Genomic DNA, 25,527 nt, shown 5'->3' with positions numbered 1-25,527 from the left:
TTTCAACGGCATTTAAGTAACGCACACGAACTTGTTATGACAAAAGTGGCAAGTTTTTGCAAAGCGTGACCTTACCTATCGTTAATGGTAAAGAATTTGTTGACTTTAATTTGGTACCCCATCGTGAAGCCCGATGCGTATCTCGCAATCGAACTGACATTCGAGAGAAACGAAAGACTGACGATGAAAAAGATGATCCTTTCCGGCGTCCGTAAATTTGGCTGCGTGGCACTCGCAGGCCTGACAATTGCTTTGACGCCCGTCACTGCAAGTGCAGATGCGGGTTTCAAACAATGGATCAACCAGTTCTATGCCACAGCCGCCAAGGAAGGCATTTCGCGCGCGACCTATCAGAAAGCCTTTGCAGGCGTGACTGAACCTGATCCGGATGCGCTGCGCAAGGCAACCTTCCAGCCCGAATTCACCACTCAGATATGGGATTATCTCGACAGCCGCGTGAACCCCTACACAGTGCGCATCGGCCGCGAGATGAAGATGAAGCACGCCACGACGCTCAACTGGATCGAGCGCAATTTCGGCGTCGACAAGCACGTCATCCTCGCCATCTGGTCGATGGAATCCAATTACGGCGCGGTGCTGGAAAAGCCCGAACGCCTGCACAATATTCCCCAGGCGCTGGCGACACTCGCCTATTCCGACCCGAAGCGCGCAAAGTTTGCCCGCACCCAGCTGATTGCCGCACTGAAGATCCTGCAGTCCGGTGATGTCACGCCAAAGCAGCTGACCGGCTCCTGGGCAGGCGCGATGGGCCACACCCAGTTCATCCCGACGAGCTACCTGCTCTATGCGGTCGATGCGGACGGTAACGGCAAGCGCGACATCTGGCATTCCGTGCCGGATGCGCTGGCAACCGCTGCAAATCTTCTGGCCAAGAACGGCTGGGAGCCCGGCCGCACCTGGGGCTACGAGACAGCCGTGCCTGCGGGTGGTGCGCGCTATGCGGACCAGACGAAGAGCCTGGCCGAATGGCAGAAGCTCGGCTTCTTCCGCCCCAATGGCAAGGGTTTCCCGCGCGGTTCGGATCGCGCGACGCTGAAGCTCGAAGGTGGTTCCAACGGTCCGGGCTTCCTGATGACCAAGAACTTCTTCACCATCAAGCGCTACAACGCCTCGGACAGCTACGCACTGGCCGTCGGCCTTCTGGCAGACGAGATTGCCGGTTTCGGCGGCATGCAGCAGAAGTGGCCGCGCCCGAATGGCACGCTCGACATCAAGGAGAAGTTCGAGCTCCAGACGCGCATGAAGGAACTCGGCTATTACGATGGCGAAATCGACGGCAATTTCGGCTCCGGCTCGAAAGCGGCAATCAGCGCCATCCAGAAGCGCATGGGCCTGCAAAATGACGGCGAGCCATCGCAGACCTTGCTGAGAGCGCTTCGTAACTGATCGGGCAACCGATCGCGTAGCGGATAAAAGTCCTGACGAGCCTCGTATATTAGAATATAATCAATGGGACCGTCTCGGGAACATCACGCCATGACCACAAGAGAAGCAGGACCCTTTGCAAAGATCATGAAGCGCGGCAGCGTCGCGCTTCTTGTCGTGACATTCAGCCTGCCCTCATGGACGGCGCCTGCCATTGCGCAGGAGTATCGCGAGCGCCGCACGCTGATGGAAATGCTCTTCGGCGGTCCCAACCAATATAATGATCGTCTCTATGCCCCCGAACGCCGCGAGCAGCGCCGGCAGGCAGCGCCGCAGCGGCAAAATTCCAGCCGCTCCGTCACCAGGCCTCCCGCACCGCGCAGCACACCCTCGGTGGTGCAGATGCGCACCGCTAAGCCTGCACCGGTGGAGAAGCTGGAGAATGCCCGACGTGTTCTCATCGTCGGTGATTTTCTCGCCGGCGCCATGGGCGAAGCGCTGGTCTCCACCTTCGAGACCTCGGCGAGCATCGCTATCGATGTGCGCGCCAATGGCTCATCCGGCCTTGTGCGCTCCGATTACTACGACTGGTTTGCCAATCTTCCGCAATTTATCAAGGACACCAAGCCCGCTAACATCGTCATCATGATGGGGTCCAATGACCGTCAGGCCATGGACATTGGCGGCACCAAGGAGAAATACGGCAGCGAGATCTGGTTCAAGGAATATGAGCGGCGCATCGATGCGCTGATCACCCTTGCCAAGCGCCAGCAAGTGCCGGTGCTCTGGGTCGGCCTGCCCGCCTTCCAGTCGCCATCGCTGACGGCCGATTTCGTCGGCTTCAATCGGCTTTACCGCAGCCATATCGAAAAGCTCGGCGGCGAGTTCGTCGATGTCTGGGATGGCTTCGTCGATGAGGGCGGCAAATACGTGACCACCGGCTATGACGTGAACGGCCAGCAGGCCCGTCTGCGTGAAGCGGATGGCATCGGCATGACGCAGGCCGGCAAGCAGAAGCTTGCCTTCTACGTAGAGAAATTCGTCCGCCGCCATCTGGATGGTGCCGAGCCCGGCCTCGGCACGCTGGACGGCAGCAACCTGCCCTCCCTCACCTCGCTGCCCGCTATGGGCATCGATGCGCAGCAGGTACGTACTCAACCGATCAGCCTGACCGACCCTGACCTCGACGGTGGCGATGCGCTGCTGGGCGGCAAGCAGGCGCCTGCGAAATTCTCCGTTGTCGAGACGCCACGCGAAAGACTGACGAAGCGCGGGCTGATGGAAGATGCGCCGCTTGGCCGCGTGGATGATTATCGCATGTCGCCAACGGATGAAACCGCCGCGAAATGAACGTTCTGCGGGAAAACCGGTAGTCGGCTACCCGAACGACGATCTTGGCCATCACGAAATATTAAAATCGGAACGATCGACGCTGGCCTCGTGTTAACGCCCGGCAAGGCATGAGGCCTTGCTTAAAAAGATGGATATGAGGAGTATACCGTCATGGCCAATCAAGGTGGCACGCACGAACAGCACGTCAAGGCTGGCAAGCAGTCGCACAAGAACAGCGACGACAAGGCAACCCGCAGCGCATCTTCAAAGTCCTCGGCAGACAGCAAGAGCAGCGGCAAGCAGGGTGGCTCGTCGGAGCAGCACATGAAGGCCGGCCAGCAGAGCCACAAGAACAAGCATTGATGTCCACACATGTGGAAAACGGCCCTCGCGCAGATGCACGGGGGCCGTTTTTTTTGCGGGCATGCGCTGGTGAGCCACCGCTATGAAGCGATCTGGCCGACTAGCCGTTCCCGTTCCTGACGTGAGCGCGCGATCCGACCTTTCGCTTTGTCCAGAACATCCGGCGACGCCTCTTGCGGGGTGCCCGAATGGAAGGGCGGCGCCGGCGCATATTCCAGCGACAGTTGCACGATCTCGGCTTCCTCCCGGCCCATCAATTCCGAGAGAAGCGAAAGACCGAAATCGATACCGGAGGTCACACCGCCCGCAGTGATCAGATTGCCGTCCTTCACCACGCGCTCATGAACGGGCGTCGCGCCGAAATGCGGCAGGAAATCCATCGCGTTCCAGTGCGTCGCCGCCCGTTTGCCCTTCAGCAGTCCGGCAGCGCCAAGCACCAGCGAGCCGGTGCACACCGAGGTGATAAAGCGCGCGCCCTTTGCCTGGCGGCGGATAAACTCCAGCACCTCTTCATCGCCAAGCAGCGCATTGACGCCCTCGCCGCCTGGAATGCAGAGCACATCAAATTGAGGGCTATCCTTGAAATCGACATCCGGCGTGAAGCTGATCCCGGTCACGGAGCGAACCGGGCTCTTGTCCTTCCACACCAGATGCACCTCGCTGTCTTGCGCCGAGGCGAAGACCTCGTAAGGCCCGGTCAGATCGAGCTGTTGGATATTCGGAAAGACGAGGAAACCGAAGCGATAGGTCATGTGAACTCTCCTGTTGACGAGAGCATGATGGGCGCGCATCGTTTGGCGAGATTGCCATTCATCCCACGCTTCAGGCCAAAATGACCCGCCGCATCGAAATTCTAGCTTTCCCGGATGTCCAGCTTCTGGATGTCGCCGGCCCCTTGCAGGTCTTCGCCTCGACCAATGATTTTTGTCTGCACGCCGGAAAGCCGGCGCCCTATCAGCCGGTGGCCGTCGGCGCTGACAATCCGATCGTCACATCCTCTGCATTGCCGATCGGCACATCTTCCCTGCCCTTAAGCGACCAGCCGATCGACACGCTGATCGTTCCCGGTGGCTGGGGCGTCTACCGTGCCTGCGAGGATCAGGCTTTGATCAACTGGATCGCGGAGCGCTCCAAGCTGGCGCGACGAACGGCATCGGTCTGCAGCGGTGCCTTTCTGCTGGCAAGCACCGGGCTGCTGGACGGCAGGCGCGCAGTCACGCACTGGCAGCGCTGCGGCGAGTTCCGGAAACGCTTCCCCAAGGTCCGGCTCGATCCCGACCCGATCTTCATTCAGGACGGCAGCATCTGGACCTCTGCCGGCGTGACGGCCGGCATCGATCTGGCGCTGGCGCTGGTGGAAAACGATCTCGGACGCGATGTGGCGCTTGCCGTCGCGCGCCAGCTCGTCGTCTTCCTCAAGCGCCCCGGCGGGCAGTCGCAATTTAGCGCTGCCCTTACGCTTCAGGATGAAGGCGGTCGCTTCGACGGCTTGCATGCCTGGATGATGGAAAACATCACGCAGGATTTGTCACTTGGTGATCTCGCCGACAAGGCAGGGATGAGCCTGCGCAGCTTCTCCCGCCACTACCGCGAACAGACCGGAGTGACACCGGCCAAAGCGCTGGAGAAAATGCGTCTGGAAACCGCGAGACGCCTGTTGGAACAGGCGCAGCCGGTCTCGCGCGCTGCCCGCCGCGCCGGCTTCGGCAGCGAGGAAACGCTACGCCGCCTGTTCCAGCGCCGCTTCGGGGTCAGCCCGCAGGCCTATCGCGAGCGGTTTATGGCCGTGGAGTGAAACACAAACGCCCGGAACGATGTCCCGGGCGCTTGATAATTTGACAGATGGGCCGCTGATCAGCGCGGCAGAACCGAGCTTCCCATCAGGGCTTCGTCGATGGCGCGCGCCGCCTGGCGACCTTCGCGGATGGCCCAGACGACCAGCGACTGGCCACGGCGCACGTCGCCGGCTGCCCAGAGCTTGTCGATCGAGGTCTTGTAGTCGCGATCATTGGCAACGACGTTGGTGGAGCCACGACGGTCGGTGTTGAGCGTCAGCTTGCCGTCCAGTTCCTTCAAAATGCTATCGGTGAAGGGGCCGGAGAAGCCGATGGCGATGAAGGCGAGATCCGCCTTGATGATGAACTCCGTGCCGGCGATTGGCTTGCGGCGCTCATCCACCTGGCAGCACTTCACGCCCGTCAACACGCCATCCTCGTCACCGACGAATTCAAGCGTTGCCACCTGGAACTCACGCGCGGCACCTTCGGCCTGCGAGGACGAGGTGCGCATCTTGGTTGCCCAGTAGGGCCAGACGGCAAGCTTGTCTTCCTTTTCCGGCGGCATCGGGCGGATGTCGAGCTGGGTCACCTTGACGGCACCCTGGCGGAAGGCGGTTCCGACGCAGTCAGACGCGGTATCGCCACCGCCGACGACGACGACATGCTTGCCGCCAGCAAGGATCGGATCGGCAGGCCAGCCGACGCTGTCGATGTTTTCGCGGCCGACGCGACGGTTCTGCTGCACCAGATAGGGCATGGCATCGTGAACGCCATGGAATTCCGTGCCGCCGATACCGGCCGGACGCGGGGTTTCCGAGCCGCCGCAATAGAGCACGGCATCATGCTCGGCCATCAGCTGTTCTGCGCTCATATCGACGCCGACATTGACGCCGTAATGGAAGGTGACGCCTTCGCCCTTGATCTGCTCGACGCGGCGATCGATGAAGTTCTTCTCCATCTTGAAGTCGGGAATGCCATAGCGCAGCAGGCCACCGGCCTTGGTTTCGCGCTCATAGACATGCACCTCGTGACCAGCACGGCCAAGCTGCTGGGCAGCGGCAAGACCGGACGGGCCGGAACCGATGATCGCAACCTTCTTGCCGGTGTGGACCGTGGCGGGCTTCGGCACGATGAAGCCCAGCTCATAGGCCTTGTCGGCAATCGCCTGTTCCACCGTCTTGATCGCAACCGGCGCATCTTCGAGGTTCAGCGTGCAGGCTTCCTCGCACGGTGCCGGACAGACACGGCCGGTAAATTCCGGGAAGTTGTTGGTGGAATGGAGGTTGCGGATCGCCTCTTCCCAATTGTTGTTGTAGATCAGATCGTTCCAGTCGGGGATCTGGTTGTGCACCGGGCAGCCGGTCGGGCCGTGGCAGTACGGAATGCCACAGTCCATGCAGCGCGCCGCCTGCTTCTGCACCTCGGCATCCGACATGGGAATGGTGAATTCCCGGAAATGGCGAATACGATCTGACGCCGGCTGATACTTGCCAACCTGACGATCGATCTCCAGAAAACCTGTAACCTTGCCCATGTCTCAGTCCCTTCCGCGGCCTAACGCAGCCAATTTTCAACTTTCAATCCCGGCACGCGGGAAAATTCTCTATCATTGTCCGTCACCACCACCGCATCCAGCGCAAGCGCATGGGCGGCGATCAGCATGTCCATTTGCCCGATCGGCTGACCTTGCTGCTGCAAGATGCTGCGTATCTCGGCGTAATGCATATCCGCAGGCGACGCCCACGGGGCTATCTCGAAATCTGCCAGAACCTGCTCGACCAGGACTTCCAACCGCTTCGATCCCCGATTGCGGTATCCAAACCGAAGCTCTGCCGCGACCACGATGCTTGTCCCAAGATCTCCAACCGCCAGCATTTCGGTGCGCTGACCAACCTTGCCGTCGGGTGAGCGAATAAGGTTCGAGATGATATTCGTGTCGTAGAGATACTTCATTCCGGAAAATCGATATCGACGGGTTCCGGTGGGTAGTCCTCGATTTCCGGCATCTGATCCTCTTCCGTAAGCGGCTCAAGCGTCCGCAGAAAAGCCACCAAACCTGCCGGAGATCGAGGTGCTTTCACCGGATGAACCACCAGATCGCCGTTTTCATTCATGCGGATCTCCACCTGGTCAGCCTCGAATTCGAATTCCTTCGGAATACGAATGGCGCGGCTACGTCCATTGTTGAAGACCTGCGCGATTTTAACGACGCTGGAATGGTCATTCATGACTACCTCCATCTTGTGATATGACAAAGCATATCACAAGATTTGTCGAAACCCAACTACTCTGCTGCGACCCCCATTTTCAGCCGTTCCATTTCCTCAAGCGCACGGCGGTACTCGACCGGCATGACCTTGCGGAACTTCGGACGGAACTCGCTCCAGCGGTCAAGGATGTCCTTGGCGCGGGTGGAGTTGGTGTAGTGGAAGTGGTTGGAGATCATCTGGTAGAGGCGCTCCTCGTCGTGGCGTGTCATGTCCTCGGAAACGTCGACGCGTCCCTTGTGCATGAGATCGCCGCCGTGATGGTGCAGCTTTTCCAGCATGTCGTCTTCTTCCGGAACCGGCTCAAGCTCGACCATGGCCATGTTGCAGCGCTTGGCGAAGTCGCCCGTCTCGTCCAGAACATAGGCCACGCCGCCGGACATGCCGGCTGCGAAGTTGCGGCCGGTTTCACCCAGAACCACGACGATGCCGCCCGTCATATATTCGCAGCCATGGTCGCCCACGCCTTCGACAACGGCAATCGCACCCGAGTTGCGCACGGCGAAACGCTCACCGGCCACGCCGCGGAAGTAGCACTCGCCGGTGATCGCGCCGTAAAGCACGGTGTTGCCGACGATGATCGAGTTTTCCGCAACGATACGGGCATTTTCCGGCGGACGCACGATGATGCGACCACCAGACAGACCCTTGCCGACATAGTCGTTGCCGTCACCGACGAGATCGAAGGTGATGCCGCGTGCCAGGAACGCGCCGAAGGATTGACCCGCTGTGCCGCGCAGCGTCACGTGAATCGTATCGTCCTTCAGGCCCTTGTGGCCCCAGCGCTTGGCGAGCGCGCCGGACAGCATCGCACCGGCGGAGCGATCGACGTTCTTGATCGGCACTTCGAAGACCACCGGCTCGCGGTTTTCCAGCGACGGCATGGACTTCTCGATCAGCTTGCGGTCGAGAATGTCGTCGATCGGGTGCTTCTGGCGCTCGGTCCAGTAGGTGGCTTCCTTCGGCGCTTCCACCTTGTGGAAGATGCGGCTGAAATCGAGCCCGCGTGCCTTCCAGTGCGCCAGCATCTCATCCTTTTCCAGAAGCTCCGAAGCGCCGATGATCTCGTCCAGCCTGGAAACACCAAGCGAAGCGAGGATTTCGCGCACTTCTTCGGCAACGAAGAAGAAGTAGTTGATGACGTGTTCGGGCGTGCCCTTGAAGCGCTTGCGCAGAACCGGGTCCTGCGTTGCAACGCCCACGGGGCAGGTGTTGAGATGGCACTTGCGCATCATGATGCAGCCGGCGGCAATCAGCGGGGCGGTGGCGAAGCCGAACTCGTCGGCACCCAGAAGCGCACCGATGATGACGTCGCGACCGGTCTTCAGACCGCCATCCACCTGCAGCGCAATGCGCGAACGAAGACCGTTCAGCACCAGCGTCTGCTGGGTTTCGGCAAGGCCGATTTCCCATGGGCTACCGGCATGCTTCAGCGAGGTGAGCGGCGACGCACCCGTGCCGCCATCGAAGCCGGACACGGTGATATGGTCGGCGCGCGCCTTGGCGACACCGGCAGCAACCGTGCCGACGCCCACTTCGGAGACGAGCTTGACGGAAACGTCTGCCTCCGGGTTGACGTTCTTCAGGTCGTAGATCAGCTGTGCCAGATCTTCGATCGAATAGATGTCGTGGTGCGGCGGCGGCGAAATCAGGCCAACACCTGGCGTGGAGTGGCGGGTCTTGGCAACCGTTGCATCCACCTTGTGGCCGGGCAGCTGACCGCCTTCGCCGGGCTTTGCACCCTGCGCCACCTTGATCTGCAGCATGTCTGCATTGACGAGATATTCCGTCGTCACACCGAAGCGGCCGGAGGCGATCTGCTTGATGGCGGAGCGTTCCGGGTTCGGCTGGCCGTTGAGAAGCGGCATGTAGCGATCGGACTCTTCGCCGCCTTCGCCCGTGTTGGACTTGCCGCCGATGCGGTTCATCGCAATCGCAAGCGTGGTATGCGCTTCACGGCTGATCGAGCCAAAGGACATCGCACCGGTGGAGAAGCGCTTGACGATATCGACCGCCGGCTCGACCTCATCGACGGAGATCGGCTTGCGACCGGACTGCTCGGCGCTCTTGAGCTTGAACAGGCCACGAATGGTGTTCATGCGCAGGTTGCTGTCATTCACCATTTCGGCGAATTCGCGGTAGCGCTCCTGGCTGTTGCCGCGCACGGCATGCTGCAGGGTGGCGACCGAATCCGGGCTCCAGGCGTGGCTTTCGCCGCGCATGCGATAGGCATATTCGCCGCCAATATCGAGCGTGTTGGCAAGGATCGGGTCCTTGCCGAAGGCAGCCATGTGGCGTGTCACGGTTTCTTCGGCAATTTCCTTCAGGCCCACACCTTCGATGGTGGTGGCAGTGCCGAAGAAATACTGCTCGATGAATTCCGACGATAGGCCGATGGCGTCGAAGATCTGCGCGCCGCAATAGGACTGATAGGTGGAAATGCCCATCTTGGACATGACCTTGAGGATGCCCTTACCCACCGCCTTGATGTAGCGATAGACCACCTCATCGTCGGAGACTTCCTTCGGGAAGGCGCCATGCTTGTGCATGTCGAGCAACGTGTCGAAGGCAAGATAGGGGTTGATCGCTTCCGCGCCATAGCCGGCCAGCAGGCAGAAATGGTGGATTTCACGCGGCTCGCCGGTTTCGACAACGAGACCGACCGAGGTGCGCAGACCCTTGCGGATCAGGTGATGGTGAACGGCAGCCGTTGCCAGCAGCGCCGGGATGGCGATGCGGTCCGGACCCACCTGACGGTCGGAAAGAACGATGATGTTGTAACCGCCGCGCACGGCCGATTCCGCCCGCTCGCACAGACGATCGAGCATTTCCGGCATGCCTTCGGCGCCACGCTCCACATCATAGGTGAAGTCGAGCGTCTTGGTGTCGAAACGGTCTTCCGTGTGGCCGATGGAGCGGATCTTTTCCAGATCGCCATTGGTCAGGATCGGCTGGCGCACTTCCAGACGCTTGGCACGGGCGGCACCTTGATGGTCCAGAATGTTCGGGCGTGGGCCGATGAAGGAGACAAGGCTCATCACCAGCTCTTCGCGGATCGGATCGATCGGCGGGTTGGTAACCTGCGCGAAGTTCTGCTTGAAATAGGTGTAAAGCAGCTTGGACTTTTCCGACATGGCCGAGATCGGCGTATCGGTGCCCATGGAGCCGACAGCTTCCTGGCCGGTGGTCGCCATCGGAGACATCAAAAGCTTGGTGTCTTCGCTGGTATAGCCGAAGGCCTGCTGACGATCGAGCAGCGAGACGTCGCGGCGCAGCGCGCGCGGCTCCACAGGCTTCAGGTCTTCCAGGATCAGCTGGGTGCGGTCGAGCCAGGTGCGGTACGGATGCTTGGCGGCAAGCTCGTGCTTGACGTCCTCATCCGAGATGATCTCGCCCTTTTCCATGTCGATCAGCAGCATCTTGCCAGGCTGCAGACGCCACTTCTTGACGATGCGCTCTTCCGGTACCGGCAGCGTGCCGGCTTCAGACGCCATGATGATGCGGTCGTCATCGGTGACGAGGTAGCGGGCTGGACGCAGACCGTTACGGTCGAGCGTGGCGCCAATCTGCTTGCCATCGGTGAAGGCAACGGCGGCCGGGCCATCCCATGGCTCCATCAGGGCCGCGTGATACTCGTAAAACGCCTTGCGCTCGGCCGACATGGACTGGTTGCCAGCCCATGCTTCCGGGATCAGCATCATGACCGCATGGGCCATCGAGTAGCCGCCGCGCACCAGGAATTCCAGCGCGTTGTCGAAGCAGGCCGTATCGGACTGACCTTCATAGGAGATCGGCCAGAGCTTGGAAATGTCATCGCCGAAGAGTTCGGACGAGACCGAAGCCTGGCGCGCCGCCATCCAGTTGACGTTGCCGCGCAGCGTGTTGATTTCGCCGTTATGGGCAACCATGCGGTACGGGTGGGCGAGCTTCCAGGACGGGAAGGTGTTGGTGGAGAAGCGCTGGTGAACGAGCGCCACCGCACTTTCGAAGCGCGGATCGGCGAGGTCCTTATAGTAAGCACCGACCTGATAGGCCAGGAACATGCCCTTGTAGACGATGGTCGAGGAGGAGAGCGACACCGGATAGAAATCCTGCGCTTCCTTGCCGCCGCCGGCATCATAGATGCGGTTCGACAGAACCTTGCGGATCAGGAACAGACGGCGTTCGAATTCGGCATTGGTGGCGGCTTCGCGACCGGCGCCAATGAAGACCTGCACGTGATGCGGTTCGGTCGCGGCAATGTCCGCCGCCTTGGAGAGCGAGGCATTGTCCACCGGCACGTCGCGGAAGCCAAGAAACTGCTGGCCTTCTTCGCCGATGACATCAACGATGACCTTCTTGTAGTGCTCGATGCGTTCCGGATCGCGCGGGAAGAAGATGTGACCCACGGCATATTCGCCGGCCTTCGGCAGCGTCACACCCTGCTTTGCCATTTCCTCACGGAAGAAGCGGTCGGGGATTTGCACGAGGATGCCAGCGCCATCACCCATCAGCGGGTCGGCACCGACGGCGCCGCGATGCGTCAGGTTCTCAAGGATGAAAAGACCGTCCTTGACGATCTGGTGCGACTTCTGACCCTTCATATGCGCGACAAAGCCGACGCCGCAGGCATCGTGCTCATTGCGCGGATCGTAAAGACCCTGCTTGGCCGGAAGACCGCCAATCGTGGCGCGAGGCGCGATCGCCTTCGGCGCGTCGGTCGGACAGTCATTCGTCTGAAGTGCCAGGGTCTGAAGTCCTTGGGCGTTTTCGCCTTCCAGCCGTATGGTCATTTTCATCCCTCCTGCAAACTCGTTGCATGGTGTCACGCAGAGAGGCGGAGGCCGATCCGGCCCCAATCTTGAAAGCCAAATCCGTCTCCGCATTTCAATTTAGGACAGCAATGCTGTCTTAATTCTGTCTGAACAATGACAGAAACACCCACCTTCCGCAAGGGGATGCCGTTAATTTATAGAGAACCATTGTGACGTGAAATTTCAACGGAAGGAAGTAACGCGTAATTTTCTTGTTTAGCTGCGCTAAAATGATCGCCTTTATAACTTCATCGCACACACGTGCAGGTGAATAGAGATCAGCGGAAGCACTTCATTGGTCAGCTTGCAGCCAAGCTGGGCGGCATCTCGATCAGAGCCATCCGTAATTTCCATTATTACCATCTCGTTAGCGACTATCGTCGGGTGACGACGGAGCAGGCGGCCAAATATGGCTTCTCCTTTGTTCAGAATTTACCGAAATGGGTTTCTGCTTCGGGCTGCGAGGAATAGGGCTCTATGAAGACGTTGACGTGGACCTTCACACGGGATGCACCCTCACCGTCCATCTTGGCTTTGTAGACATTATCACTCAGCTCGACGTCTTCATTGATCACTTTAGGATAGTTGACGCGCTAGCGATACTTGTTGGCTAGGCGCTGAACCAGCCTTTCCATAAACTCGTCTTCGCTGATGAGCTTATTGATCCCTTTGTCAGAGCGGCGGCGGACCTGCTGCGCCAAGCATTTTAGACCCCAATGTCATGCTCGTTGGCATGGCGAAAACGTAGCGGGAGCGCATTACCCCGCAAGATTCTCACGTCCTACAGTTTGTAAGACTCAAATCTTATGGTATGTAAGAGTCATAGGCTTTCTTAGTGTCACCGTTGATTGGATTGAATATGTTTGGAGCGACAGACCTGGAGATGGAAATTTTGCGTCTTCTCACTACCGGAAAGCGACTTTACGGACTGGAAATGGTCAGGGAGTCGGACAAGCTAAAAAGGGGCACGATTTATGTCTATCTCGGCAGAATGGAAGAGAAGGAGTGGGTGAAGTCTGAGGCTGAAAAGGAAGCCTCAGTTGCTGGTCTACCACGCAGGCGCTATTGGATCACCGGCAAGGGACAACGCGTCTTCGATCGCGCCAACGAAATGCACAGACAGTATAACGCGTTGAGCCAGGGTATCACAGTATGAGCACCGACGATAAAGATCACCAATTTCCGCGCGCTTACCTTAAAAAGGGAAGCTGGCCGAGAAACGTAAAAATTGTTTCCCACAATATCAATCGCGCGGGTATTTTTTCCAGCGATCTTTCATGCGACGATGAAATCGAAGGCATGGTCATCCAATACAAAGACCGTTGGCTACACAAACTCGACACCAATAGTGCCAATTGGCAAGCGTTGATAGCAGCTTCAAAAGCTGAATCCAAGGCATTACAAAATGATATCGAAAGGCTTGATGAAAGGCTCATCGAGGCAAACGCGGTTCTTGGCACCCAAAAGCAGAACGTTATCTATCGCGCTCCGGGATATCGCGCTATTGGTATTCTTCAAGCCGTTCTGCCGAAATCAGTCTTTGATCGCATCTACGGACAGATGGTGGCCGATGCGCGGCAAGAGTATTTCGAGGCGATCGCCCAAGGTGATCTGGACGAAGCCAAGAAGATTGCGCGATACCTTAATTTCAGCCTGATAAGTTCCGTCGTGGAGTTCCTTGCTGGTCTCCCGGCGCACCTACTTTCACTTCCCTTCAAGGCTTTCAAGAAGGAAGACGAATGATGGGGCCCAAGCCCCATCCTCACGTTTCGAAGTATTCGGCTAAAACGTCATAGCCACCGATTAGCACTCCATCATGGAAGACCATCGGGAGCAACCGGTAGCCGGGATCCTTGAACGACTCGATCCGCTCCGGCGTTTCGGAGACCAACTCCAAAAAGGTTTCGTTGTTGCTCTTGAGCAGAGCCTTTGCCAAGACGCAATCAACGCAGCCTGGCTTGGTCGTTACGATATATGCCATTCCCTTACCCCTCACACGCTAAGCACGAGGCGTTGACACAGGTGAGTAGCCGCGGATTGGTCATTCCCGTGCGACAGTGGGCCGACTTCAAGCCACCTTTCCAAAGTGCGACAATGATGTCGGCGCCGTGCTTCACCGTACCTCTTGGAGACAGTTGGACGTTGAAATAAGTGCCCTTGTCGATAAATGGCATGCGGTGATCGTTCTGACGCACGAGTTTCGTCTGGTCGATATCGATCCACGGCTTGAAGGTGTCCTTCTGGCGCAGGGTGAGGAAGCCAGATGGTCGATAAGATCGACTGAAGTTAGGATGGTCACACCGTTCGTTCGACCGCGAGATAACCTAGACCTACTTGCGCGGCAGACGTGCGAAATGGACCGGACCGTCCGAAGTGCCTTCGCCCGAAATCGGAAGCCCTTGAACAGGATGGAGACCGTGTTGTCTGATTACCGGATTTGCCTTGGCTGAAATATGCTCGTAAAACCACGGGCCTAGTCTTGCCAACCATCCCAACCGCGCGACATTCCTGCCCGCAACATGCTTGAAAGTGCTGACGATGATTTTTGCTTCTGACAACTGGGCTGGCGCCCACCCGGCCATCAACGAGCGGCTGATGAAGGAATCCACCCGCTTTGCCGCCGCTTACGGCACCAGCGAACTGGACCAGGCGATTGAGAAGAAGTTCAATGAAATCTTCGAGCGCGAAGTCGCTGTCTTCTTCGTCGGCACGGGCACAGCGGCAAACTCTCTCGCGCTCGCAAGCGTCGCCCGCCCGGGCGGCATCGCCTTTTGCCATTCCGAAGCCCACGTGATCGAGGACGAATGCGGCGCGCCGATCTACTTTTCCAACGCCTCGCGGCTGATGCCGGTGGCAGGGCCAAACGGCAAGATGCTGCCTAAGAACCTGAAAGCCGCCATCGATCGCTTTCCGCCCGGCTCCATTCACCAGGGCCAGCCGATGCTGGTGACGATGACGCAGGCGACCGAGCAAGGCACGATCTATGATCTCGACGAAATCTCCGCGATCTCCGAAATCGCCAAGAGCGCCGGCGTTCCATTGCACATGGACGGTGCGCGTTTTGCCAATGCGCTGACCGCGCTCGATACCACGCCTGCGGAAATGACCTGGAAGCGCGGCGTCGATATCCTCTCCTTCGGCGCGACGAAGAACGGCTGCTGGTGCGCGGAAGCCATCGTCTACATGGATCCGAAAATGGCAGAAGACCTGCCCTTCATCCGCAAGCGCTCCGCCCAGCTTTTCTCCAAGACCCGCTTCATGGCGGCCCAGTTCGACGCCTATTTCCAGAACGACCTGTGGCTGGAGCTCGCCGCCCACGCCAACGCCATGGCAAACCGCCTGCGTGACGGCCTCTCCGCCTCCAACAGCGCCCGCCTCGCCTGGCCCACACAGTCCAACGAGCTCTTCGTCGTCCTGGACAAGCAATCTGCCAAGGCTGCCCGAGATGCCGGTGCCAGCTTCTACGACTGGCCGGTTCCGCACGACATGCAGCAGCCGGTCGGCGAAAACGAACAGCTGATCCGCCTCGTCACCAGCTTTGCGACGGAAGAGAGCGACGTGGATTCGTTTCTGCGCATTTGCGGTCGGGCGTAAGACGCTGCACGCTCAAGCATAACTGCCCGGGACCATCCCCTTCGCCGTCACCAGCGACGACAGCGCCCGCACTAGCTCCGCATCCGCGCCCTTGCGCGGCTGCAGCACGAACTCCACGTCTTCCAGCGATGGCAGACTGCCTTGCGGCAACTCTCGCAAGCCGGACGGCGCCATGCTGCGAGGCTGGACAAGAACGCCCATGCCGGCGCGGGCAGCAGCCGTCAGCCCGCTGAGGCTTCCGCAGGTGCAGACGATGCGCCAGGCAACGCCTGCCCGATCGAGGGCTTCCTGCGCGGCTTTGCGCGTGATGCTCGGCGGCGGAAAGGCGATGAGCGGCAGCGCTTCCTTGCGGGAGAGGATCGCATCCGGGTCCTTGGCGAGCCAGATCAGCGGTTCGCGATAAAGGAAATGACCGAGCTGATCGCCAAGCCGACGCTTGGCCAGCACGACATCGAGTTCGCCATTGTCCTGCATCTGATAGAGCACGCCGGAGAGCGATACCGTCAGCTCCAGATCGACCAGCGGATAAAGCCTCGTGAACTCTTCCAGAATGACGGTGAGACGGCTTGCGACGAAATCCTCCGAGACGCCGAGACGCAGGCGACCGCGCAGCCTGCTCTCGCCGAAGAGGGCCGCGACCTTATTGTTGAGATCCAGCATATTGCGGGCATAGCCCAGAAGCGCTTCACCCTCCGGCGTCAAGCGCACCCGATGGGTATCACGGGCGATCAGCTTTTGGCCGAGCGACGCTTCCAGTCGCTGGATGTGCTGGCTGACGGTCGATTGGCCGATCCCCAGCCGTTCGGCGGTCTGGGTGAAACTCATGGTCTGCTCGAGGGTAACGAAGCTTGCAAGATGTTGGAGGTTCAGCATGGCTATCTCAAAACATGATAACTGTTAGTTTTTGCATCTGGTTTCATGATGAGCGATAGTGAGACCGATTTCAATCCGCAAACCGGCTTGGAGGGTGTGGGATCTTTCACGGTCCTCACGCTTTAGATCGGCTACGACGGATCAAACGATTGCAGAGCGCCGTGCCGTTCTGCGCACCAGATTCTAGAAAGGCCGCGCCATGAGCCGCTTCCTGCCAGACCGCTTCACCATGATGCTGGTCGCTACCGTCATCCTCGCGTCGCTGCTGCCGATCAGCGGAGAGCCGGCACATTATTTCTCCATTGCGACGAAATGCGCCATCGCGCTGCTCTTCTTCCTGCATGGCGCGCGCCTGTCGCGAGACGTCGTGGTGGCGGGCATGCTGCATTGGCGCCTGCACATCGTCATCCTTCTCGTCACCTTCGGCATCTTCCCGCTTCTCGGCCTTGCGGCGGGCTATATTCCAGACAGCATCTTGCCGCAGCCACTCTATATGGGTGTCCTTTTTCTCTGCGTGCTTCCCTCCACCGTGCAGTCGTCCATCGCCTTCACCTCGATGGCCGGAGGCAACGTGCCGGCCGCAATCTGCGCGGCATCCGCCTCCAACATTTTCGGCATGTTCCTGACGCCTCTTCTCGTCGGCTTCCTGTTTACCGTTGGCGGCCATGGCGGCGGCTTTTCGCTCGATGCGTTCGGCCAGATCTTCCTGCAGCTTCTGCTGCCCTTCATCGCCGGCCAGGCATTGCAGCCCTGGATCGGCAAGTGGATACGCGCCCGCAAGACGCTGCTGGCCCCTGTCGATCGCGGCTCGATCCTGATGGTCGTCTATCTCGCCTTCAGCGATGCGGTGGTGGAAGGCATCTGGAACCAATTCACCTTACGCGACATCGGCGTCGTGATTGGCATCAACATGGTTCTGCTGACCCTTGTCCTGTGCCTCACCATGTTTGGCAGCCGCCTGCTCGGCTTCAAGAAAGAAGATGAAATCACCATCACCTTCTGCGGATCGAAAAAGAGCCTTGCGAGCGGCGTGCCGATGGCAGGCGCCATCTTCGCCGGCCAAAGCATCGGCGCCATCGTGCTGCCCATCATGCTCTTCCACCAGATCCAACTGATGGCCTGCGCCGTGATTGCACAGCACTATGCGAAGAAGGCAAAGGAAGCGGAAGCTGCAAAGATCGCGGCGCCCGTGGCAGATGCACCGGAGGCGGCGGCGATCGCAGCCAAGACGGCGTCGTAAGTCTCCCTGCCGCCGCTGAAGACAGTCGATCCTCGCGTCAACAACGGATGACGTCACAGGGTCTTCGACCGCCTATAAATGCAAAAAAGACGGCCCCCTTGCGGGAGCCGTCTTCTTATTCACGCGCTAACCTCGAGGTTTAGTTCACCTGGGTTGGCGTTACCTGTGCCTCGATCTGCTTCGGCGCGTCCGATGCGTCGGTCGCAATCGCGATGCGGCGGGGCTTCATGGCTTCGGGAATGTTGCGAAGAAGGTCGATATGCAGAAGACCGTTCTTCAGCGAAGCATTCTGCACTTCCACATGGTCGGCAAGCTGGAAGCGGCGCTCGAAAGCGCGCGTGGCAATGCCGCGATAGAGGAAGTCGCCCTCGGATGCCTTGGTGTCTTCAGCCTTCTCGGCCTTGACGGTCAACACATTGGCGCGAGATTCGATGCTGAGTTCAGTCTCGTCGAAGCCGGCAACCGCCATGGTGATGCGATAGGCATTCTCGCCGGTCCGCTCGATATTATAGGGCGGATAAGCCTGAGCCTGCTCCGGCTGACCGATGCTGTCGAGCATCGAGAACAGACGGTCGAAACCGACGGTGGAGCGGTAAAGGGGGGAAAAATCAACGTGACGCATGGTGTCCTCCTTAGAAGCGACTGTTTGCGAGTGTGGCTCTCCATCCCGTTCTGGCGATGAAAGAAACCTTGACACGGCCCCGTTCTGGCGACCGTGAGCAATAGGTGGGAATGGTGTTTTGGCAGTTCAAGAGGGAAAAAGGCATTCGATTTCACCTGAACGATTTCTGAATGGCAGGTTCCAGATCCGTTCATTGAGCGACCGCTAGAACCACCCTATCGGAGGCAACTTCGAGGGCAGAGAAGCATCGTCCCTTCTTCTTTGTCCGACTGGCCGGAACCGCGACTGCTAAACCGACGGTTCCGGCAATTTTTCCCGCCTTGTCCGTTTTGCGCATGTTTTCCTTTGACGGACACAATCGCTCAACCTATCCCCTTGAAACACCTCTCCGCACGACCACGATTTGCCCCGAGGCAGGATATCGATGACCGAAGCCATTCTCCATGAAACCAAAGGCAACCCCGTGCCCGACAACCACCATGTCGGAACCTTTGAAGGCCATGGCAAGAAGAGCCTGCGCTATGCAATCTTCCGTTCCGAAAGACCGGTTGCACGCGGCACCATCGTGCTGCTGCACGGACGCAACGAAACGATCGAGAAATACTTTGAGACGATCCGCGATCTGACGGCCAAGGGCTTCTGGGTCGCCACTTTCGACACGCGCGGCCAGGGCGGCTCGGCGCGGCTTTTGAAGAAGGCGGATGCCGGCTATGTGCGCCGTTTTTCCGATTACCAGAAGGATGTATCGCTCTTTCTGGAACAGGTGGTGCTGCCGGATACCCGCCTGCCCTTCTTCATGGTGGCACACTCCACCGGCGGACTGATTGCGCTTTCCATGGCGCCGGAACTGTCCAACCGCATCGAGCGCATGGCGCTCTGCTCGCCCTTCGTCGGGCTTGGCGGCCAATCCGTTTCGCCCCGCTGGATCAAGACCGTTGCCACCGCCCTGACATGGACAGGTTTTGGCGGCAAGCAATTGGGCAGGGATAATCGCGAGCGGGATTTCGATGGCAACCCATTGACCTCCGATGCCGAGCGTTTTGCCCGTAACATTGCGATCGCCAACAGCCATCCGGAGCTCTTCATCGGCAGGCCTACGGCGCGCTGGCTCTACGAAGTCATGAAGATCATGCCGAAAGTGACGCGGCAGGATCACCTGACCCGCATCACCATTCCCACCCTGTTGCTGGCCCCGGTTCTCGACACCATCACGCCCTATGCGGTGCAGGAGGAATTGTCGCGCAATTTCCGCGCGGCACAGTTGATCCCGGTCATCGGTGCCCGCCACGAACTGTTTCAGGAACGCGATATCTACCGCGCCCAGGCGCTTGCGGCGCTGGATGCCTTCTTCGCCCCGGACGAATAGCGTCCCGCCCTAAAAGGGTCAGAGGCCGGAGAGCAGCGCCAGCGCCTCTTCATGCACAGCCTTGCTGCCGGCAGCGATAATCCGCCCCGCCCCTTCCGGTCGCCCGCCATCCCAGGTGGTGATGATGCCGCCCGCCTGTTCGATGATCGGGATCAGCGCACCGACATCATAGGGCTTCAGGCCGGATTCGATGACGAGATCCACATGGCCGGCAGCCAGCAAAGCATAGGCATAGCAATCCACGCCATAGCGGAACAGGCGAACCTTGTCCTGCACCGCGCCGTAACGCTCGGCTTCCGGTGCGGTGAAGATATGGGGCGAGGTGGTAAAGAGAATGGCATCCGAAAGCGACCGGCAGGCCCGCGTCCTGATCTCTTTTTCGCCCTCCGGCCCCTTGTACCATGCCTTCTCCCCATCGGCGTAATAGCGCTCGCCGGTAAAGGGCTGGTCCATCAGGCCCATTCTGGCGCGACCGCCGGATTGGAAACCGATCAGCGTTCCCCAGACCGGCACGCCTGAAATGAAGGCGCGGGTGCCGTCGATCGGATCGATCACCCAGACATGCTCGCGGTCGAGCCCGATGCTGCCATGCTCTTCGCCAAGAATGCCGTGATCTGGGAAACGCTCGGTGATCAGTGCGCGGATCGCCGCTTCGGCTGCTTGGTCGCCCTCCGTTACGGGATCGTAACCGCCGGCCTGCTTGTTATCGACAGCGATGCCGGTGCGAAACCGGGGCAGCGTCTCAGCCTTGGCGGCATCGGCGAGGCGGAAGAAGAAGTCGCGATCTGGCAGCATGAAAATCCCCGGCGTCTGTGATTGGCTGGAGGATCACATAGCGCGGTTCTGCGCGACTCGTCCACTCTCCCCACGTGAGGCACCTATTGCCTGCTGAATAGGCATGCCCAAGAAACGCCAGGCCACCATACATGCAAACACCCAAATATTGCCTATAATTTATGCAAATAATTATAATGATTGACAATTGTGCAAATTGATGTAGCGTGGAGTTCACAGTCTTTGACTGTAAATACCCTCCTTGGGTGTTTCCTCCCTAGACTTAACCGCGCGAAGGCGCGGTTTTTTTTGCGTTCAGCCCAGCATCGGCGCGAGACGTCCGGGCGTCCTGTTCGGGATGAAAGAAGCTTTATTCGGCCGCAAAGGCCATATCGATCACATATTCCGAGACGAAGCCCGCCATCTGACGCATGAAGATGCCCAGGGCCGATTGCATCGCCGGGAAATCCGCCGCCTTCAGAAAGGTCTTCTCGTCCACATAGAGTGCGCGATTTACCTCGATCTGCAACGCATGCAGCGAGCGGATCGGCCGGCCGTAATGCTCGGTGATGAAACCGCCGGCATAGGGCTTGTTGCACACGGCGTTGAAGCCAAGCTCTTCAAGGAAATGCAGAGCCGCACGGGAAATCTCCGCAGAGGCGCTGGTGCCGTAACGATCGCCGATGATGATGTCGGGGCGGATGTTCGATCCGGCAAGGCGGATATTGCCAGGCATGGAATGGCAGTCGATCAGCACCGCCATGCCATGCGTGGCATGGGTGCGCGAGACGAGGCGTCGCAGGCACGCATGGTAGGGCTTGTAGATGCCCTCGACACGCGACAGCCCCTCCTCCACCGATAGGCGGTGCGCGTAGATATCCATGTTCTCCGCCACGATGCGCGGCACGGTGCCGAGACCGCCTGCAACCCGCATGGAGCCGATATTGGCGTAAGATGGCAGTGCGCCGTCGAACATGCGCGGATCGAGCTCATAGGGCTCGCGGTTGACATCCAGATAGGCGCGGGGGAAATTGGCCTTCAGCAGTGGCGCGCCGATATCAGGAGCGCACGCAAAAAGCTCATCGACGAAACAATCTTCCGAACGGCGAATTTCGTAGGAATCGAGCCGCGAGGATTCAAGAAAGGAAACGGGGTAACAGCGGCCACTATGGGGTGAATTATAGACGAAGGGAATGCTGTGCAGCGCTGGCTCGCACACCTCGAACAGCTCATATTCGCCCGTCACCCAGTCCATGCGCCCCGTTTACCATGTCATAATTCTGCCAGACGCATCATGTTGCCAGTTGCGCCAGTGCAAGTCCATACTGGCAGGCAGTCACCCTCTCGTGATTCTACCATTCACATGATATTTACTCCGACAATGGTACAATCGCGATAGGGTATCCCAATAATTCTGTAGTTACGGTCACTTATATGGTTCAGAAAATTCTTCTCGCCGAAGACGACAATGACATGCGCCGCTTCCTGGTGAAGGCGCTTGAAAAGGCCGGATACAAGGTCTCGTCCTTCGATAATGGTGCAAGCGCCTATGATCGGCTTCGCGAAGAGCCTTTCTCACTGCTTTTGACCGATATCGTCATGCCGGAAATGGACGGCATCGAGCTTGCGCGCCGCGCCACCGAACTCGATCCCGACCTCAAGGTCATGTTCATCACCGGTTTCGCAGCGGTTGCTTTGAATGCTGATTCGAAGGCACCGAAGGATGCCAAGGTGCTTTCCAAGCCATTCCACCTTCGCGACCTCGTCGACGAGGTCAACAAACTCCTTGTGGCGTAAGGGTTTCAAAAAAACCTGTCACAAAATCGAAAAAGGCAGTTGACGCTTCATTCGGTTATGTGATTTATGCGCCGCAACGGAGGGCGTGTAGCTCAGCGGGAGAGCACTACGTTGACATCGTAGGGGTCACAGGTTCAATCCCTGTCACGCCCACCATCCGAATTTAAAGAAATCAAGGCCTTGCAAAATATTGCAGGGCCTTTTTCTTTATTGTCCCGCCCTTCCCCAGACAGCAATATACCTCAGACAGGACCACGTCGCTGGCGTTCGAAGCAACAAGCCAGAATGCACCGTGGCGACGAGCCAGTGCGGTATGAGTTCCCTTCGCTCCGAGGATGAGTTCGGGCGCGATAGAAACAGGACTATGTGATAAAGGTAGACGAATGAGCAATCGCACCTCATCTGGGCTGAGGCGCTTCGTCAGCGCCGCCTCAGGTCCGTGGAAAGCAGCAATCTGCTTTTTTGGCGTCGTTGCAGCTCTGATGGGAATGAATGCCGTAGCGATCCTGTGCGGATGGTACACGCTCTCCAATCGCCTCGTAGCCTATACCGCTCTCGCTGCCGTCGGATTTTTCGTATCCGTGCTCCTGCAAGCCTATTTCAGCCTCACCGCCTCTAGACGGGATCGGGCAGACAGGAAGTAGCGACTTTTCAATTATCAGAAAGCGCGATACAAATCGGAAAATCCGAATGTAAAAGCGCCATGACGAAAAAATTCCTCATCATCGATCCCGAGACCGACCACACCGTGTTGAAGGGCATTGCCTCGCCGACGCGAGCGACCATGTTGAAAATGCTGCATGATCGCGGCCCGATGAATGTCAACGACATGGCGGCGGCTTTGGACCTGCCGCAATCGACGGTTTCCACCCATATCCAGATTCTGGAAGATGCGGGCCTGCTGCAGAGCGAAACGCAGAAGGCGCGCAAGGGCAGCCAGAAAATCTGTCGCGCCACGGTGGAAGAGGTGGTCATCGTCTTCAAAAGTGAGGTGCGAGAGCCGCGCAAGGACGTGATCGAGGTGTCCATGCCGGTCGGCCTCTATACCGGCTTCGAGGTGACGGCACCCTGCGGGCTCTGTTCACCAGATGGTATCATCGGCCTTCTCGATGTGCCGAATGCGCTTCTGGATCCGGACCGGATGAAGGCGGGGCTGATCTGGTTTACCCGTGGCCATGTGGAATATCAGTTCCCCAACAATGCCAAACTCTCCAACGCCGCAATTCGCGAGCTTGAAGTGGCGGTGGAGCTGAGCTCGGAAGTGCCAGGAACCAGCGCCGACTGGCCGTCTGACATAACGCTGACCATCAACGGCAAGAAGGTCGGCGTGTGGACCTCGCCCGGAGATTTCGGCGATAAGCGTGGCGTCTATACGCCAGACTGGTGGAAGCTCAAGGGCTCGCAATATGGCAAGCTGAAGAACTGGCGCGTCGGACCGGACGGCACCTTCGTCGATGGCGTGCAGATCTCGAATGTCACGCTGGCCGACCTCGATCTTGCCAGCCATCACTCCATCCGCGTGCGCATCGGCATAGAGGACGACGCCAAGCATCCGGGCGGCATCAATATCTTCGGCAAGGGCTTCGGCAATTACGATCAGGACATCGTGCTACGCCTGAAGATCGAATAGTATCAATAATTCCGATATTTAAAATAACGGCGCGACATCAAGCTGTTAGAAATTACGGGTAGCATCTTCAGGCAACGTTGCAGCTCTCCCTGTTGACCCATACCGGATTTTCCGATTTAGTATCCGTAATAGCGATACATATCGCTTTTTATGATACTAATGGGAGGAATGCATGAAGGTATCGGTTGTGGCGCATCCGCAATTTGTCGTGGCGGATATTGATCCCAGGCTCTACGGGTCCTTCATCGAGCATCTTGGTCGCGCCGTCTATACCGGCATTTATGAGCCGGACCACAGAACGGCTGATCAGAGCGGCATGCGTCAGGATGTCATCGATCTCGTCAAGGAACTGGACGTTCCGATCGTGCGCTATCCCGGCGGCAACTTCGTTTCCGCCTACAATTGGGAAGATGGTGTCGGCCCTAAGGAAGAACGGCCCGTTCGCCTTGATCTCGCCTGGCACACATCCGAGAGCAACGAGGTCGGCCTGCATGAATTTGCCGACTGGTGCGTGTCCGCCAATACCGAGATGATGCTGGCGGTCAATCTCGGCTCGCGCGGACTGGATGAAGCGCGCAATCTGCTGGAATATGCCAACCACCCGGGCGGCAGCGAGTGGAGCGACAAGCGTATCGCCAATGGCCGCAAGGAGCCTTTCGACGTCAAGCTCTGGTGCCTTGGCAACGAGATGGACGGCCCCTGGCAGATCGGCCACAAGACGGCGGATGAATATGGCCGCCTCGCCCACGAAACGGCAAAGGCCATGCGCGCCTTCGACAGCTCGCTCGAACTCGTCGTCTGCGGCTCATCCAATGCCAAGATGCCAACCTATCCGGAGTGGGAGGCAACCGTTCTCGACCACACCTATAACGAGGTCGATTATATCTCGCTGCATATGTATTTCGACAATCACGCCAATGATGTCGGCAACTATCTGGCGATGAACCAGAAGCTCGACGACTACATCATGTCGGTCGCAGGCGTCATTGATTACATCAAGGCCAAGAAGCGCTCGTCGCGCCAGGTCTATATCTCATTCGACGAATGGAACGTCTGGTATCACTCGAAGGAACAGGACAAGAAGACGCTTGCCGGTGCCGATGGCTGGCCCTTTGCCCCGCCACTTCTGGAAGACATCTACACGTTCGAGGATGTGCTGCAGGTCGGCCTGATCCTCAACACCTTCATTCGTCGCTCGCATGTGGTGCGCATCGCCTGCCTGGCACAGCTCGTCAACGTTATTGCGCCGATCATGACCGCGCCGAACGGCCCAGCCTGGCGCCAGACGATCTTCTATCCCTTCCTCTTTGCCTCGCGCTATGGCCGCGGCAAGGCGCTGGACCTGAAGGTCAACAGCCCCACCTACAAGAGCGAGACGGCGGGCGAGGTGTCCTGCCTCGACGTTTCCGCCGTGCATGATGAGGAAGGCGGCTTCGTCAGCTTCTTCGTCGTCAATCGCTCCGAAAACGAGATCGAGGCCGAGTTCGATGTCGCAGCCTTCGGCAGCACCAGCAGCATCGCCGATCACCAGGTCATGACCCATGCCGATCTGAAAGCGGTCAATACCGAGACGAATATGGACAATGTTGCGCCGAAAAAGGCCGACACGGCAAGGCTGTCCAACGGCCGGCTTTCGGCGACATGCGCGCCCTACTCCTACCAGATGGTGCGCATCAAGGTCTGACAGGGCCTTGCGACATCGCCATACGGGT

23 protein-coding genes and 1 tRNA gene are annotated in these 25,527 nt (G+C 58.7%); 14 read left to right on the top strand and 10 right to left on the bottom strand.

The annotated features are described in order from the left end of the window. The first annotated feature begins 183 nt into the window (after positions 1-183). The 3 genes from ACTJKV_RS05400 (at position 184) to ACTJKV_RS05390 (ending at position 3,081) form a co-directional block, all read left to right on the top strand. On the top strand, positions 184-1,407 hold the full coding sequence (locus ACTJKV_RS05400; RefSeq protein ID WP_062427985.1) for a lytic murein transglycosylase: 1,224 nt from the start codon (positions 184-186) through the stop codon (positions 1,405-1,407). Between the two features lie 90 nt (positions 1,408-1,497). After that, positions 1,498-2,736, top strand: a complete 1,239-nt coding sequence (locus ACTJKV_RS05395) for an SGNH/GDSL hydrolase family protein (RefSeq protein ID WP_440598518.1) — start codon at positions 1,498-1,500, stop codon at positions 2,734-2,736. A 153-nt stretch (positions 2,737-2,889) separates the two neighbouring features. Then, complete coding sequence (locus ACTJKV_RS05390) at positions 2,890-3,081, top strand: hypothetical protein (RefSeq protein WP_111849550.1); 192 nt, start codon at positions 2,890-2,892, stop codon at positions 3,079-3,081. Positions 3,082-3,161: 80 nt separating this feature from the next. On the opposite strand, the gene ACTJKV_RS05385 is transcribed toward ACTJKV_RS05390, so the two are convergent. Then, positions 3,162-3,833, bottom strand: coding sequence for a DJ-1/PfpI family protein (locus ACTJKV_RS05385; RefSeq protein ID WP_274103106.1), 672 nt, complete (start codon positions 3,831-3,833; stop codon positions 3,162-3,164). A gap of 80 nt (positions 3,834-3,913) precedes the next feature. Between ACTJKV_RS05385 and ACTJKV_RS05380 the strand changes: the two genes are divergently transcribed. Beyond that, entirely contained in the window at positions 3,914-4,876 is a 963-nt protein-coding gene (locus tag ACTJKV_RS05380; RefSeq protein ID WP_274103105.1) for a GlxA family transcriptional regulator, read from the top strand. A 59-nt stretch (positions 4,877-4,935) separates the two neighbouring features. Here the strand turns inward: ACTJKV_RS05380 and ACTJKV_RS05375 are convergent, their stop codons facing one another. The 4 genes from ACTJKV_RS05375 to gltB are packed head-to-tail and all read right to left on the bottom strand — an operon-like array spanning position 4,936 to position 11,898. After that, entirely contained in the window at positions 4,936-6,393 is a 1,458-nt protein-coding gene (locus ACTJKV_RS05375) for a glutamate synthase subunit beta (RefSeq protein ID WP_062427885.1), read from the bottom strand. A gap of 20 nt (positions 6,394-6,413) precedes the next feature. Beyond that, positions 6,414-6,812, bottom strand: coding sequence for a type II toxin-antitoxin system VapC family toxin (locus ACTJKV_RS05370; protein WP_274103104.1), 399 nt, complete (start codon positions 6,810-6,812; stop codon positions 6,414-6,416). Then, complete coding sequence (locus ACTJKV_RS05365; RefSeq protein ID WP_274103102.1) at positions 6,809-7,087, bottom strand: antitoxin; 279 nt, start codon at positions 7,085-7,087, stop codon at positions 6,809-6,811. The genes ACTJKV_RS05370 and ACTJKV_RS05365 overlap by 4 nt, the downstream gene beginning before the upstream one ends. A gap of 56 nt (positions 7,088-7,143) precedes the next feature. Further along, positions 7,144-11,898 (bottom strand): glutamate synthase large subunit, encoded by a 4,755-nt coding sequence (gltB, locus tag ACTJKV_RS05360; protein ID WP_116492390.1) that lies wholly within the window; start codon positions 11,896-11,898, stop codon positions 7,144-7,146. A gap of 880 nt (positions 11,899-12,778) precedes the next feature. Here gltB and ACTJKV_RS05355 point away from each other — a divergent pair. Further along, positions 12,779-13,075, top strand: coding sequence for a PadR family transcriptional regulator (locus ACTJKV_RS05355; protein ID WP_274103101.1), 297 nt, complete (start codon positions 12,779-12,781; stop codon positions 13,073-13,075). Further along, positions 13,072-13,662, top strand: a complete 591-nt coding sequence (locus tag ACTJKV_RS05350) for a hypothetical protein (protein ID WP_274103100.1) — start codon at positions 13,072-13,074, stop codon at positions 13,660-13,662. The genes ACTJKV_RS05355 and ACTJKV_RS05350 overlap by 4 nt, the downstream gene beginning before the upstream one ends. Positions 13,663-13,681: 19 nt before the next feature. Here ACTJKV_RS05350 and ACTJKV_RS05345 read toward each other — a convergent pair whose 3' ends face one another. Then, positions 13,682-13,900 (bottom strand): glutaredoxin, encoded by a 219-nt coding sequence (locus ACTJKV_RS05345; RefSeq protein ID WP_274103098.1) that lies wholly within the window; start codon positions 13,898-13,900, stop codon positions 13,682-13,684. 557 nt (positions 13,901-14,457) lie between these two features. Here ACTJKV_RS05345 and ACTJKV_RS05340 point away from each other — a divergent pair. After that, positions 14,458-15,513, top strand: a complete 1,056-nt coding sequence (locus tag ACTJKV_RS05340) for a threonine aldolase family protein (RefSeq protein WP_116491965.1) — start codon at positions 14,458-14,460, stop codon at positions 15,511-15,513. A gap of 12 nt (positions 15,514-15,525) precedes the next feature. On the opposite strand, the gene ACTJKV_RS05335 is transcribed toward ACTJKV_RS05340, so the two are convergent. Next, positions 15,526-16,386 (bottom strand): LysR substrate-binding domain-containing protein, encoded by an 861-nt coding sequence (locus tag ACTJKV_RS05335; protein ID WP_112358553.1) that lies wholly within the window; start codon positions 16,384-16,386, stop codon positions 15,526-15,528. A gap of 199 nt (positions 16,387-16,585) precedes the next feature. Here ACTJKV_RS05335 and ACTJKV_RS05330 point away from each other — a divergent pair, with 199 nt between their 5' ends. Further along, on the top strand, positions 16,586-17,626 hold the full coding sequence (locus tag ACTJKV_RS05330; RefSeq protein WP_274103096.1) for a bile acid:sodium symporter family protein: 1,041 nt from the start codon (positions 16,586-16,588) through the stop codon (positions 17,624-17,626). Between the two features lie 139 nt (positions 17,627-17,765). Here ACTJKV_RS05330 and ACTJKV_RS05325 read toward each other — a convergent pair whose 3' ends face one another. Continuing rightward, the gene (locus ACTJKV_RS05325; RefSeq protein WP_062598884.1) at positions 17,766-18,248 is read right to left on the bottom strand and encodes an Hsp20 family protein; all 483 of its coding nucleotides are present in this window, start codon (positions 18,246-18,248) and stop codon (positions 17,766-17,768) included. A 424-nt stretch (positions 18,249-18,672) separates the two neighbouring features. Here ACTJKV_RS05325 and ACTJKV_RS05320 point away from each other — a divergent pair, with 424 nt between their 5' ends. Continuing rightward, the gene (locus tag ACTJKV_RS05320; protein WP_112358554.1) at positions 18,673-19,614 is read left to right on the top strand and encodes an alpha/beta fold hydrolase; all 942 of its coding nucleotides are present in this window, start codon (positions 18,673-18,675) and stop codon (positions 19,612-19,614) included. Between the two features lie 18 nt (positions 19,615-19,632). On the opposite strand, the gene hisN is transcribed toward ACTJKV_RS05320, so the two are convergent. Both hisN and ACTJKV_RS05310 read right to left on the bottom strand, forming a co-directional pair. After that, the gene (gene hisN / locus ACTJKV_RS05315; RefSeq protein ID WP_274103094.1) at positions 19,633-20,409 is read right to left on the bottom strand and encodes a histidinol-phosphatase; all 777 of its coding nucleotides are present in this window, start codon (positions 20,407-20,409) and stop codon (positions 19,633-19,635) included. Between the two features lie 349 nt (positions 20,410-20,758). Next, complete coding sequence (locus ACTJKV_RS05310) at positions 20,759-21,643, bottom strand: N-formylglutamate amidohydrolase (RefSeq protein ID WP_274103093.1); 885 nt, start codon at positions 21,641-21,643, stop codon at positions 20,759-20,761. Positions 21,644-21,822: 179 nt separating this feature from the next. Here ACTJKV_RS05310 and cpdR point away from each other — a divergent pair, with 179 nt between their 5' ends. From cpdR to arfA, 5 genes are all read left to right on the top strand, one after another. Next, a complete protein-coding gene (gene cpdR, locus ACTJKV_RS05305; RefSeq protein ID WP_027675545.1) occupies positions 21,823-22,185 on the top strand; it encodes a cell cycle two-component system response regulator CpdR in 363 nt (120 codons plus the stop codon). Positions 22,186-22,266: 81 nt separating this feature from the next. Next, positions 22,267-22,341: transfer RNA gene (locus tag ACTJKV_RS05300), tRNA-Val, on the top strand. 227 nt (positions 22,342-22,568) lie between these two features. Next, positions 22,569-22,829, top strand: a complete 261-nt coding sequence (locus ACTJKV_RS05295) for a hypothetical protein (protein WP_274103088.1) — start codon at positions 22,569-22,571, stop codon at positions 22,827-22,829. A 59-nt stretch (positions 22,830-22,888) separates the two neighbouring features. Next, complete coding sequence (locus ACTJKV_RS05290; RefSeq protein ID WP_274103086.1) at positions 22,889-23,815, top strand: ArsR/SmtB family transcription factor; 927 nt, start codon at positions 22,889-22,891, stop codon at positions 23,813-23,815. Between the two features lie 172 nt (positions 23,816-23,987). Next, positions 23,988-25,499, top strand: a complete 1,512-nt coding sequence (gene arfA / locus ACTJKV_RS05285; protein WP_440598517.1) for an arabinosylfuranosidase ArfA — start codon at positions 23,988-23,990, stop codon at positions 25,497-25,499. The last annotated feature ends 28 nt before the right edge of the window (positions 25,500-25,527 follow it).

Source organism: Agrobacterium sp. 22117 (assembly GCF_052045735.1).
In the GTDB taxonomy this organism is placed as follows: domain Bacteria; phylum Pseudomonadota; class Alphaproteobacteria; order Rhizobiales; family Rhizobiaceae; genus Agrobacterium; species Agrobacterium cavarae.
This window is presented reverse-complemented; position numbering and strand designations above follow the sequence as displayed.

Excerpts from the sequence above, each read along its gene's own strand:
- ACTJKV_RS05340 (WP_116491965.1), top strand. The coding sequence starts at position 14,458 with ATGATTTTTGCTTCTGACAACTGGGCTGGCGCCCACCCGGCCATCAAC.
- ACTJKV_RS05330 (WP_274103096.1), top strand. The coding sequence starts at position 16,586 with ATGAGCCGCTTCCTGCCAGACCGCTTCACCATGATGCTGGTCGCTACC.
- ACTJKV_RS05400 (WP_062427985.1), top strand. The coding sequence starts at position 184 with ATGAAAAAGATGATCCTTTCCGGCGTCCGTAAATTTGGCTGCGTGGCA.
- ACTJKV_RS05355 (WP_274103101.1), top strand. The coding sequence starts at position 12,779 with ATGTTTGGAGCGACAGACCTGGAGATGGAAATTTTGCGTCTTCTCACT.
- ACTJKV_RS05385 (WP_274103106.1), bottom strand. The coding sequence starts at position 3,833 with ATGACCTATCGCTTCGGTTTCCTCGTCTTTCCGAATATCCAACAGCTC.
- gltB (WP_116492390.1), bottom strand. The coding sequence starts at position 11,898 with ATGACCATACGGCTGGAAGGCGAAAACGCCCAAGGACTTCAGACCCTG.
- ACTJKV_RS05365 (WP_274103102.1), bottom strand. The coding sequence starts at position 7,087 with ATGAATGACCATTCCAGCGTCGTTAAAATCGCGCAGGTCTTCAACAAT.
- ACTJKV_RS05335 (WP_112358553.1), bottom strand. The coding sequence starts at position 16,386 with ATGCTGAACCTCCAACATCTTGCAAGCTTCGTTACCCTCGAGCAGACC.
- ACTJKV_RS05370 (WP_274103104.1), bottom strand. The coding sequence starts at position 6,812 with ATGAAGTATCTCTACGACACGAATATCATCTCGAACCTTATTCGCTCA.
- ACTJKV_RS05390 (WP_111849550.1), top strand. The coding sequence starts at position 2,890 with ATGGCCAATCAAGGTGGCACGCACGAACAGCACGTCAAGGCTGGCAAG.
- ACTJKV_RS05380 (WP_274103105.1), top strand. The coding sequence starts at position 3,914 with ATGACCCGCCGCATCGAAATTCTAGCTTTCCCGGATGTCCAGCTTCTG.
- hisN (WP_274103094.1), bottom strand. The coding sequence starts at position 20,409 with ATGCTGCCAGATCGCGACTTCTTCTTCCGCCTCGCCGATGCCGCCAAG.
- ACTJKV_RS05395 (WP_440598518.1), top strand. The coding sequence starts at position 1,498 with ATGACCACAAGAGAAGCAGGACCCTTTGCAAAGATCATGAAGCGCGGC.
- ACTJKV_RS05345 (WP_274103098.1), bottom strand. The coding sequence starts at position 13,900 with ATGGCATATATCGTAACGACCAAGCCAGGCTGCGTTGATTGCGTCTTG.
- ACTJKV_RS05325 (WP_062598884.1), bottom strand. The coding sequence starts at position 18,248 with ATGCGTCACGTTGATTTTTCCCCCCTTTACCGCTCCACCGTCGGTTTC.
- ACTJKV_RS05375 (WP_062427885.1), bottom strand. The coding sequence starts at position 6,393 with ATGGGCAAGGTTACAGGTTTTCTGGAGATCGATCGTCAGGTTGGCAAG.
- arfA (WP_440598517.1), top strand. The coding sequence starts at position 23,988 with ATGAAGGTATCGGTTGTGGCGCATCCGCAATTTGTCGTGGCGGATATT.
- ACTJKV_RS05310 (WP_274103093.1), bottom strand. The coding sequence starts at position 21,643 with ATGGACTGGGTGACGGGCGAATATGAGCTGTTCGAGGTGTGCGAGCCA.
- ACTJKV_RS05350 (WP_274103100.1), top strand. The coding sequence starts at position 13,072 with ATGAGCACCGACGATAAAGATCACCAATTTCCGCGCGCTTACCTTAAA.
- ACTJKV_RS05320 (WP_112358554.1), top strand. The coding sequence starts at position 18,673 with ATGACCGAAGCCATTCTCCATGAAACCAAAGGCAACCCCGTGCCCGAC.
- cpdR (WP_027675545.1), top strand. The coding sequence starts at position 21,823 with ATGGTTCAGAAAATTCTTCTCGCCGAAGACGACAATGACATGCGCCGC.
- ACTJKV_RS05290 (WP_274103086.1), top strand. The coding sequence starts at position 22,889 with ATGACGAAAAAATTCCTCATCATCGATCCCGAGACCGACCACACCGTG.
- ACTJKV_RS05295 (WP_274103088.1), top strand. The coding sequence starts at position 22,569 with ATGAGCAATCGCACCTCATCTGGGCTGAGGCGCTTCGTCAGCGCCGCC.